The sequence below is a fragment of the Streptomyces kebangsaanensis genome (assembly GCF_001906585.1).
GTDB lineage: Bacteria > Actinomycetota > Actinomycetes > Streptomycetales > Streptomycetaceae > Streptomyces > Streptomyces kebangsaanensis.
In genome coordinates this window covers 3394-13560 of record NZ_JUJA01000010.1, presented here as the reverse complement: position 1 = coordinate 13560, position 10167 = coordinate 3394, and the positions used below count along the sequence as shown (strand labels likewise).

Sequence of the window (10167 nt, the reverse complement as noted above, 5' to 3'; positions counted from 1 at the left end):
CTGGCCCCGGTGATCGAGGAGTTCCCCGCACTGGTGGGCAGTCCGCAGGCCTACGCGGAGGCGGTCTTCGCCCGGCGCGCTCTCCGGTCGGGCGCGCGGGTCGTGCGGGGCGCCGAGGTGACCGGCGTGGTGGAGACGGACCGGCAAGTCGAGCTGGCGGTACGACAGGAGGGCGGTCAGGAGCGGACCGTACGGGCGAGTTGGGTGGTGGGATGCGACGGAGCCCGCAGCGTGGTGCGGCAGCAGGCCGGTATCGCGTTCATCGGCACACTGCCGACGATCTCCTGCCTGATGGGGGAGGTCCGGCTGGCCGATCCCCGCAGCGCACCGAGCGGCTGGCACCGCACCCCGCGCGGCTGGACCATCTTCTGGGTCAACCCCGCAGGCCACAGCCGCATCGGCACATACGACTTCCGTGGCCCGCATCCCGACCGCAACTCCCCGGTCACCTTCCAGGAGTTCAGATCGGAGGTCGAGCGGATCATCGGCCACCCCATCGAGATGGACACGCCCCGCCACCTCTCCCGGTTCAGCGACGCCGCGTTGCAGGCGGAGCGCTACCGCGCCGGACGCGTCCTGCTGGCCGGGGACAGCGCGCACGTGCACTTCCCGGCCGGCGGCCAGGGACTCAACACCGGCTTGCAGGACGCCGTCAATCTGGGATGGAAACTGGCCGCCTGCGTGCGGGGGGACGTGCCGGCCGGGCTGCTCGACACCTACCACGCGGAGCGGCACCCCGTCGCCGCTCGAGTGCTGGAGAACGTCCGTGCCCAGGTGGCACTGATGCACCCCGGTCCGTCCACCGACGCCCTGCGCCGGCTGTTCGCCGATCTGATGAGCGTGGCGGAGGTCAACGCGTATCTGGCCGGCATGGTCAGCGGCGCGGACATCGCTTACGACGTCGGGCGGCCCGCGGATCCGCTGGCGGGACGCTTCATTCCCGAGACGCGGCTGAAGACGGCTGACGGCACGACCAGCCTGGCGGCGCTGCTGCGCCCCGGGCGGCCGGTGCTGCTCGATCTGGCGAACCGGGCGGATGTACGGCAGGCCGCCGTGGGCTGGGCCGGACGGGTGGACGTCGTAACGGCCCACCCGGAGGAGGAACTGCCCGCGGACGCGATCCTGTTGCGCCCCGACGGCTACGCGGCCTGGAGCGCGCCGATCGGCGGGCCGGACGCCGAGGGACTGCACGCGACGCTACGGCGCTGGTTCGGTGAACCGGCCGAGGGCGCCAAGACGCCCGGCACCACGTCTGCTTGAAGGAAAGACTGTGACTGTGACAGACACCCACCGACTGCTCAGCGGCAAAGTGGCCCTCATCACCGGAGCCAGCAGCGGTATAGGAGCCGCCGCCGCCCATGTCTTCGCCCTGGAGGGTGCCACCGTCGTGCTCGCCGCCCGCCGGGAGGAGCGGCTCGCCAAGCTGGTGCGGGAGTTGCGCAACGAGGGGTGCGACGCCTCGTACGTCGTGACGGACGTGACATGCCCCGAGGACACCGCGCACGCCGTGCGGCACACCGTCGAACGGCACGGCCGGCTGGACGCCGCGTTCAACAACGCGGGCGTGGGCGGTGACCGGACGCCGCTCCACCTCATGGACGACGCCGTGTACGACACGGTGATGGACACCAACGTGCGCGGGCTCTGGAACTGCCTGCGGCATGAGATCGCCGCGATGCTGGACGGAGGCGGGGCCGTGGTCAACACGGCCAGTGTGGGAGGGCTGGTGGCGATCCCCGCCGCGGCCCCCTACGTGGCCGCGAAGCACGCGGTCGTGGGGCTGACCAGGGCGGCGGCGAGCGAGTACGCGGCGCACGGCATTCGGATCAACGCCATCGCGCCCGGAGCCACCCGCAGTGAGATCACCGAGGACTGGTTCGGCCGCAACCCGGGCCTGGAGGACGCGATCACCGGCGTCACACCGCAGGGCAGGATCGCGGCACCCGAGGAGATCGCCCAGGCGGCGGCCTGGCTGTGCAGCGACCGCTCACCCTTCCTGACCGGCGCCGTGGTGCCTGTCGATGGCGGCTTCACCAACGGCTGACCGAAGGGCACGGGCCATGTCGTACGGCGGGCGGCCCGGTCGTGACGAGGAGCGGACGGAGCCGTGTGACGGCGGCCGGACCGCTTCTCCGCGGGTCCGTTCAGCCCGGCGGCCGACCGGACACGGCACTGCGGAAGCAGACCTGCCCGGCCTGCCGGCCCACCACGTCCACGGTGACGGCGCCGCTGCCGTCCACCGGCCGGGCGGTCGCCTCGATCAGACAGGGCTCGTCCAGTTCCACGTAGTTCTCGAAGGCGTTGGCGGCGGACACCGGCTGAAAACCCGGACCGGCCAGTGCCCGGGCGGCCTGCTGGGCGGCCTCGACCAGGACCAGGCCGGGGACATGGTCGACTCGGTGGTCGAACAGCAGCAGGTTCCGTGTCTCGTTGCGCAGCTGCCAGCGTCCCGGCGCGGCGGGAGCGAGCAGTACGTCACGGGTGGTGGCGCGGCCCACCGACGCCGGGTCCACGGGCTGGGGCGGCACCACGTCCCAGACGGCGTCGGCCTTGTCGCCCCGGAGCCTGCGGTAGACGGCCCGGGACATCCAGGAGAAGTCGGAGTCGACCCGGGCGAGCGGCGCGCCCGCGTGCCGGATCTCCGTCTCGATGCGCAGACCGGCCGGTGTGCCCCGGCGTCGGCCGGTCTCGGCGCAGCGGGCGACGACGTCCAGCGCGACGGGGCCGTGCGCCGGCAGCGGCTGGTCCGGGTCGACGGTGAGGTTCAGACGCTGCAGCAGCGTTGCGTCGGTACGGGGCACGGCGTACGCGGAGTGGGCGATGAGCAGACCGGCCTGACGGTGGGTGGCGGTCACGAGCATCGGGTCGGGCCCGGCGTGGACCGTGCGGACGGGTGCACGGCCACCGCGTGCCTCGGGCCAGGCGGCGGTGAACCGGAACTCGGCCGGCCCGGTCCTGGCCCAGTGCGTCAGATGCACCGAGGAACGATGAGTGAGGTGAAGGCGGTCGATGGGTATGTCGTCGGACCACTCCGGTTCGGAGTCGTCGCGCGGACCGGCTCCGGCGGCGTCCCGCCCCCGCTGGCCGCCGTGCACGGACAGCAGTTCAGGCACGTCGTGTCCCCCCGTACGCTGATCGATCCCCGGGCGGGGACCTGACGGGGTCCTACCCCGGAGTAGATTGCATAATCAGCGTTCCATTATTTCCTTCCGATGTTTCCTTCCGAGCTGAAGACGAGGACGCAAGTGGCATCGCAGGCACGTGGCATGCGCACCCGCAGGCGATTGCTGGACGCGGCTGCTTCGACATTCCTGGAGCACGGGTACGAGGGCGCGAGCATCGGCGAGATCACCCACCGTGCCGGGCTGACCAGGGGCGCCGTCTACTTCCACTTCGCCTCGAAGGAGGAACTGGCGCAAGGAGTGCTGGACGAGGCGGTCACGACCGAAGGGGTGCGGCCGCAGATCCTCAAGCTCCAGGAGGTGGTCGACGCGGCGATGGCGCTGGCCTACCGGCTGCCGAGAGAGCCCGTGCTGGCCGCGGCGCTGCGGCTCGCGGTCGACAACGGGGTGCGCCGGAGCGTGCGCACGGCGTGGCCGGAGTGGATCGAACTGCTCACCGGCATCCTGGAGGACGCCAAGTGCCGGGGCGAGACGCTGCCGCACGTGGACGCGGGCCGGACGGCACGGCTGGTGATGAGCAGCTGGACCGGGGTCGCGCTCGTCCTGGACGGGGTGCCCGACGGCAACGATCTGGAGCATCACATCGGTACGCTGCTCGACCACCTGCTGCCGTCGATCGCGGTACCGGCGGTGCTCGCCAGGCTGGACACCGAGGCCGGACGCGGCGCCCGGGTGGCCGCGGCGGCGCAGGAGGCTCCCTGACGACGCGCTTCCCGCGTGGTTCGCGCTGCGAGGTCCTGGCGCGGGCGGTCAGTCCAGCGCGGCCAGCGCGAGGCGGGCGGCGGCCCGCAGCCGCTCGGCGTCCGGGGCGGCTCGCGCGATCACCCGCACCCCCTGCATCACCACGAGCAGGAAGTGGGCGATCTCGTGCGGGTCCTTGTCGGCGGCCAGCTCGCCCTGGGCCTGGGCCCGCAGCAGGGAGGAGACCAGCGCCGTTTCCACGACGCTCCAGCTCACCTCCACCTGGCGGGCGACCTCGGGGTCGCGTGGGGACAGCTCCACCGCCGCGTTCACCACCAGGCAGCCCCGGCGGCCGGGGTCGGTCAGGGCCTCGGTGACCCAGCTCTCCACGAAGGCGCGTACGGCCGGCAGAGCGGGGCCCGGCTGGGAGAGCGCCGTGACGAAGCCCGCCTCGCTGCCCCGCAGATACCGCCGCATGGCGGCCAGATACAGGTCGTGCTTGCTGCCGAAGGTGCCGTACAGGCTGGCCCGGCCGATACCCAGGTGCTCGACGAGATCGGCCATCGAGGTCGCCTCGTAGCCCCGCTCCCAGAACAGGTCCATCGCGCGCTGAAGCGCCACGTCGGGATCGAATTCCTTGGTTCTGGCCATACACCGAGGCTAACAACAAACAGACCGAGCAATCCAGAAAGGCCCGCACTCGTCGAATCGAGGGCGGGCCTTCCCGGGGGACGCGGGGCTCAGCGTTCCGGCAGCCGGACGGACTGGCCGTGCCGGAAGAAGTCGGTCGGGTCCCAGGCGGCCTTCACACGCTGCAGGCGCGGATAGTTCTCGCCGTAGTAGAGCGTGCTCCACGACACGCCCGACCGGTTGCGGCGCGGGTCGTTCAGGTCGATGTCCGGGTAGTTGACGTAGCAGCCGTCGGTGTTCCGGTCGGACACCGGCACGCCACCGGTGCTCGCGTACACGTCCTCGTAGAGGTCGCGCAGCCAGGTGATGTTGGCGGCGTCCTCGTCGGCCGAGTGCCAGTACGCCTGGTACAGGAGCTTGAACGCGGAGTCGCGGTGGACGGAGGCGGTGGCGGTCCGTGGCACGGAGTTCACGGCCGCACCGTAGGAACTGAGGAGCACCATGGCGTTCGGGTTGGTGAAGTCGGTGCGCGTCAGGTGCCGGTACATCGTGGCGATCTGCCGCTCGGGAAGGTTGCGGCGCAGGTAGGCCGACTTGTGGTCGCCGCGCAGGGTCGGATCGACCAGGACCGAGTTGGTGACTCCCAGGTAGCGCGTGGCCTGGAGCCAGGGCAGCCGCCGGGGCGTGGCGAACTCCGGCATCGGTCCGTGTTCGCCCATCGCGTCGGTCACCGCGCCGTGGGGCACACCCACCCCGTCGGAGACGGCCCGCAGGAAGGCGTCCAGCAGTCCCCGTGCGTCCGGGACCGTCGCGTCCATCTGGGTCAGCAGGCCGATCTGACCGTTGGAGCGGTGGTTCAGGCTCAGGTTGGCGACCAGCCCGTCGTACGGGCCGCCGGCCGCGGCGTGCGCCTCGTGCCAGGCGCCGTAGTTGCGCACCAGCCGGGTGACGGCCTGCTCCGTCATCTCCCCCCAGGGCCAGGAGACCGCGCTGAGCAGCACCTCGGCCGGCGGCCTGGGCAGCAGCGAGCCGGGCATGGCGCCCGTCGCGCCCGGTGAGCGGAACCAGTACCGCGTCACCACGCCGAAGTTGCCCCCGCCACCGCCGGTGTGCGCCCACCACAGTTCGCGGTGGGGGTCGTCCCGCTCACGGGTGGCGACCACCACGCGCGCCCGGTGCCGGGCGTCCACGACGACCACCTCGACGGCGTACAGATGGTCCACGATCAGGCCGTCCCGGCGGCAGAGCATTCCCCAGCCGCCGCCACTGACGTGCCCGCCCACGCCGACCGAGTAGCAGACACCGCCCGGAACGACGACTCCGTAGGCCTTGTAGAGACGCTCGTAGACATCGGTGAGCGTGGCGCCGGCCTGGACTTCGAAGGCGCCGCGCTGCTCGTCGTAGCGCACCGCGGTCATCTCCGAGAGGTCGATGACCGTCTCGACGGCGTCGTTGAAGACGAAGTCCTCGTAGCAGTGGCCGCCGCCGCGCACGGTGAGCCGCTTGCCCGCGTCGGCCGCCTGCTGGACCGCGTCGCGCACCTGCTCGGTGGTGGCGACCAGCCGCACGCTCTCCGGCCGGGCCGTCCAGCGCTGGTTCACGCCGCGTACCAGGTCGGGGTAGCGGGCGTCGCCGGGCCGGACGGAGACGGCCGGAAACGGCGTCGCCTCCGTCGTTCCGGCTGCGGCCGGCGAGGCGGCGGCGCTGCCGGCGGCGACCGGGACCGCGGCGCCGGCCAGCGCGGCCGCACCGGCCATCAGGCGTCGGCGCGACCAGTCGGCGACCGAGGGGGCACCGGCGCGGCCGCCGGGGGAAGGAGTGCGGGAGGCCACGGTCACACCGCCCTGATCGACAGCGAGTGACGGAAGAGGTTCTTCGGGTCCCACTGGGCCTTGACCGTCTGCAGCCGCCGGTAACCGGACTTGAAGTACAGCTCGTGCCACGGGATGCCCGAGACGTTGTACCGGGAGTCCGCGAGGTCCGCGTCGGCGTAGTTGATGAAGCAGCCGTCGGTGTCGGCGTTGGAGGCCGGCACACCGCCGGAAGCCGCATACACGTCCTGGTAGAAGGAGCGGATCCAGTGCAGGTGAGCGGCGTCTTCGGCGGGGTCGGTCCAGAAGCTCGCGTAATGGAGCTTGAGGATCGAGTCGCGCTGCGGAACCGCCGTGTCCGCCGCCGGGACGGTGTTGACCCTGCCACCGTACGCGGTGATCATGACGAGTGACGCGGGGTGCGCGTAGTCGGTGCGCGTCATGTGCTTCCAGAACGCCCCGAGGTTGGCGTTGGTGAACCCGCGCCGCATGTAGGCCGACTTGCCCTTGAAGCGCGTGGTGGTGTCAGTGCCGGTGAAACCGGGCCACTGGGTGACCGCGTGCAGCCAGGAGATCCTGCGGCGGTCGTCCACCCGGAAGGCGACACCGGTGCCCTCGTTGACGGCGGCCAGGTAGGAGTCGAGCAGCGCGGCGGCGTTCGGCACGGACGCGTCGATCTGTGTCGTCATGGAGAACGAACCGGCTGACTTGTGCTGAGGCTTTAGTTGGCTGAAGAGCGTGGCGTACGGCGAGTCGGGCGAGCTGTTGGTCTCGTACCACTTGCCGAAGTTGCGCAGCAGGCGGGTGAACGCGGCCTCGGTCATGTCGCTCCACGACCAGGTGACGTTCGAGACGATGACCTCGGACGGCGGCTTGGGCAGCTGGCCGGCCGGGTCGGTGCCGGTGGCGTCGGGCGAACGGAACAGGTAGCGGGTGACCACGCCGAAGTTGCCCCCGCCACCGCCGGTGTGCGCCCACCACAGGCCGCGGTTGGGGTCGTCGGCCTCGCGGGTGGCCACCACCTTCGACGCCTGGCCGGCGGAGTTGACGACGATCAGTTCCACGCCCCACAGATGGTCGACGACGAGGCCGTGCCGCCGGGACAGCGGGCCGTACCCGCCGCCTGCCACGTGTCCGCCGACGCCCACGGTCGGGCAGCTGCCGCCGGGCAGGGTGACGCCCCACCGGTGGTACAGGGCCCGGTATGCGTCGCCGAGGCGGGCACCGGGCTCGACGTAGAACACCCGGCGGGTCTCGTCGTACCCGACCTCGTTCAGGTTGGACAGATCGATGACCGTGCGGATGCGGTCGCTGGTGACGAAGTCCTCGTAGCAGTGGCCGCCACTGCGCACCGCGAAGCCCTTGCCGCTGTTGACGGCCTGTTGGACGGCGGCCAGGACCTGGGCCGACGTGCCGGCCAACTGCACGGTGTCCGGGGTGCCCACCCAGCGCTGGTTGCTGCCCCAGGTCAGGTCGGGGTAGCGGCGGTCGCCGGGGCGGACCGTGACGACGGCGGACCCGGCTCCCTCGGCCGCGACCGCGGCGGTGGCCTTCGGCGGCCCGGTGAGGGCGGCGGCCGGTGTGGCGGCGACGGCCGGCAGGACGACCGTCGCGCCGCCTACCAGCGCGACATCTCTGACGAACGCGCGACGGGAGTGGCCTGGCATCGTGTGGTTCTCCTCTTCAGAGGTCCTGGCAGGTCGGGCGGGGGGCGTGCGGTACACGGAGGTACGGGGTGTGGGGGTCGCATGCTCCGGTGTCCTGTGGGGGGAGGGGACGGGGGAATCGGCCGGCGCGGGTGTCAGCGCGCATGGCGCTTGACGAGGCCGTCGACGATGAACTGCAGCGCGTCCGAGAAGTAGCGCTCCGTCTCGTGCAGGAAGTAGCGGGTCTGCTCGGCCTTCTCGACCCCGGCGGGGCTGAGGGTGACGCGCAGGGTCAGCGTGGGGCGGCCCGTCTCGTCCTTGCCGAGTTCGTTGACGATCTGCTCGATGCAGGGGTCGTCGACCGGACGGAAGACCACGCGCTCGCGGTGCTCGAAGGTGACGCGCTCGTGCACCCGGTCGGTGTCGCGGACGGTGATCTCGCGGAGGAAACCGTCGTCGTAGTGCTCCAGGACGCGGCAGGCCGTCACCGCCGGTACGTACGGGCTGGGGTGCTCCGCTTTGTGCACCAGCCCTTCCCAGACCTGGTCGGCGTCCGGCCCGACCGGGTCCTCGCCCGGGCCGACGACGGGGAGCGTCCAGCTGAATGTGGCCATAAGGCAGTGCCTCCTTGTCCGTGGCTCACCCCGGAGTCTGGTCGGCCCACCGCGCCGGGACATCGCATGAACGTGCGATCTCCTGCGCCTCACGGCTGGGCAGCATGGTCGCCACCCATGACCCGCGGCAGCCCCGCCGCCGGCTCACCGCTGACCGGAAAGCACCTGCTCGCATCGCGTTCCGCCGGGACCGCCCGGAAGGAATATGGACCGATCGTTCAAGCATGTGCTAGCTTTCGATCGTCGTGATCGTAGGGAAATTCGGAGCTGTCCGCCCCTATAGTGGAATGAGTAGTCAACTATGGGTTCCGTTTCTGTGGACACCTCGCCCGCGCCGGCTCCGCCCCGGTTGCGGCCTGGGCTGTCCTTTGCGCTCCTGGGTGCCGTCCAGATCACCCTCATTGCGACGATCACCGTGATCACCGTGGCTCTGCCGGCGATCCAGCGGGACCTGCGGCTGACCGACACGGACCTCGTCTTCGCCACCTCCGCCTACAGCCTGTCGTTCGGCGGGTTGCTGGTCCTGGGTGGCCGGCTCGCCGACCTGCTCGGGCACCGGGCGGTGTTCGTCACCGGGGTGGCCGTCTTCGGCGCCGCCTCGCTCACGGCGGCGGCCGCCGCCACGCTGTGGGTCCTGGTGGCCGCCCGGTTCGCACAGGGCGTAGGCGCGGCCCTCGCGGCTCCCTCCGCGATGGCGCTGCTCAACGCGGTCTACCCGGACGCGGCGCGGCGCACCCGGGCGCTGGCGGTCTGGGGAGTGCTGGCCGGCATCGGCGCCGGCTCCGGCAACATCCTGTCGGGGCTGATCCTCTCCTGGGCCCAGTGGCGCTGGGTGTTCGTCGCGCCGGCCGTCGTCTCCGCGGTGATCGTCCTGTGCGTGCCGCTGCTGCCCACGGGGCCCGCACGTCGGCCCGAACGGCTTGACGTGCCGGGTGCCCTGCTCATCACCGCGGGGCTGGCCGCGTTCATCTTCGGCCTGGGGGAGTCGGACTGGGTGTGGATCGGCGTCGGCGCCCTCGGCCTGGCCCTGTTCGCGGTGGCCCAGGCCCGGTCGTCCCGGCCGCTGGTACCGCCGGCCCTGCTGGCGTCGGCCCGCAGGCTGGCGGCGCTGCTCGCCATCGGCCTGACGGCCGCCGCGATGGCGACGTACTTCTTCCTCCTGGCGCTCTACTTCCAGAAGACGCTGGACTACTCACCACTGCGCACCTCGGCGGCCTTCCTTCCGTCCGTCCTCGCGGTGCTGTTCACCGCGGCCGTCGGCGGCCCGGCCGCGCGCCGGTTCGGGCCCGGTGGCCTGACGGCCGCGGGACTGGCCCTGGGAGCGGCGGGAATGGGGCTGCTGAGCAGGCTCGGCGCGGACTCGTCGTACTGGGGTCCGCTCCTGGTCGGAGTCACGCTCTTCCCGGTCGGTGCCGGACTCACCTTCTCCGGGGCGACCGTGTGGGCCGTGGAGCGGACCGCGCCCGAGGAGGCCGGCCTGGTGGGAGGGGTCGTGAACACGGCCATGGAGGTGGGGCCCCCGGTCGGCCTGGCCGTCCTCGTACCGCTCGCCGTCTCGCACGCCGCGGGCCACGGGGACGGAGGCGGGGCCGCGGCGGACGCG

9 protein-coding genes are annotated in these 10167 nt (G+C 71.9%); 4 read left to right on the top strand and 5 right to left on the bottom strand.

The genetic code is table 11. The features are described 5' to 3' along the window. Together RH94_RS00580 and RH94_RS00575 are read left to right on the top strand one after the other, a co-directional pair. A partial coding sequence (locus tag RH94_RS00580) for an FAD-dependent oxidoreductase (RefSeq protein WP_234425417.1) occupies positions 1–1260 on the top strand: 1260 nt, incomplete at its 5' end. Between the two features lie 16 nt (positions 1261–1276). Continuing rightward, positions 1277–2044, top strand: a complete 768-nt coding sequence (locus RH94_RS00575) for an SDR family NAD(P)-dependent oxidoreductase (protein ID WP_073945713.1) — start codon at positions 1277–1279, stop codon at positions 2042–2044. Positions 2045–2144: 100 nt separating this feature from the next. Here RH94_RS00575 and RH94_RS00570 read toward each other — a convergent pair whose 3' ends face one another. Next, positions 2145–3113, bottom strand: coding sequence for a ScbA/BarX family gamma-butyrolactone biosynthesis protein (locus RH94_RS00570; RefSeq protein ID WP_079188849.1), 969 nt, complete (start codon positions 3111–3113; stop codon positions 2145–2147). A 153-nt stretch (positions 3114–3266) separates the two neighbouring features. On the opposite strand from RH94_RS00570, the gene RH94_RS00565 reads away from it, so the two are divergent. Beyond that, positions 3267–3884, top strand: a complete 618-nt coding sequence (locus RH94_RS00565; protein ID WP_234425415.1) for a ScbR family autoregulator-binding transcription factor — start codon at positions 3267–3269, stop codon at positions 3882–3884. Positions 3885–3932: 48 nt separating this feature from the next. Here the strand turns inward: RH94_RS00565 and RH94_RS00560 are convergent, their stop codons facing one another. The 4 genes from RH94_RS00560 to RH94_RS00545 all read right to left on the bottom strand — a co-directional run bounded on the left by RH94_RS00560 (position 3933) and on the right by RH94_RS00545 (position 8564). After that, entirely contained in the window at positions 3933–4514 is a 582-nt protein-coding gene (locus RH94_RS00560; protein WP_073945711.1) for a TetR/AcrR family transcriptional regulator, read from the bottom strand. Between the two features lie 89 nt (positions 4515–4603). Next, a complete protein-coding gene (locus tag RH94_RS00555; RefSeq protein WP_073945720.1) occupies positions 4604–6250 on the bottom strand; it encodes an FAD-binding oxidoreductase in 1647 nt (548 codons plus the stop codon). 77 nt (positions 6251–6327) lie between these two features. Then, positions 6328–7971, bottom strand: a complete 1644-nt coding sequence (locus tag RH94_RS00550) for an FAD-binding oxidoreductase (RefSeq protein ID WP_073945710.1) — start codon at positions 7969–7971, stop codon at positions 6328–6330. Positions 7972–8105: 134 nt separating this feature from the next. Further along, a complete protein-coding gene (locus RH94_RS00545; RefSeq protein ID WP_158073000.1) occupies positions 8106–8564 on the bottom strand; it encodes an AtaL-like protein in 459 nt (152 codons plus the stop codon). 301 nt (positions 8565–8865) lie between these two features. Between RH94_RS00545 and RH94_RS00540 the strand changes: the two genes are divergently transcribed. Then, on the top strand, positions 8866–10167 hold a 1302-nt coding region (locus RH94_RS00540), incomplete at its 3' end, for an MFS transporter (protein WP_107428586.1).

Coding starts and splice junctions, on each gene's coding strand:
- RH94_RS00560 (WP_073945711.1), bottom strand. CDS start 4,514: ATGGCCAGAACCAAGGAATTCGATCCCGACGTGGCGCTTCAGCGCGCG.
- RH94_RS00550 (WP_073945710.1), bottom strand. CDS start 7,971: ATGCCAGGCCACTCCCGTCGCGCGTTCGTCAGAGATGTCGCGCTGGTA.
- RH94_RS00545 (WP_158073000.1), bottom strand. CDS start 8,564: ATGGCCACATTCAGCTGGACGCTCCCCGTCGTCGGCCCGGGCGAGGAC.
- RH94_RS00565 (WP_234425415.1), top strand. CDS start 3,267: ATGCGCACCCGCAGGCGATTGCTGGACGCGGCTGCTTCGACATTCCTG.
- RH94_RS00555 (WP_073945720.1), bottom strand. CDS start 6,250: ATGGCCGGTGCGGCCGCGCTGGCCGGCGCCGCGGTCCCGGTCGCCGCC.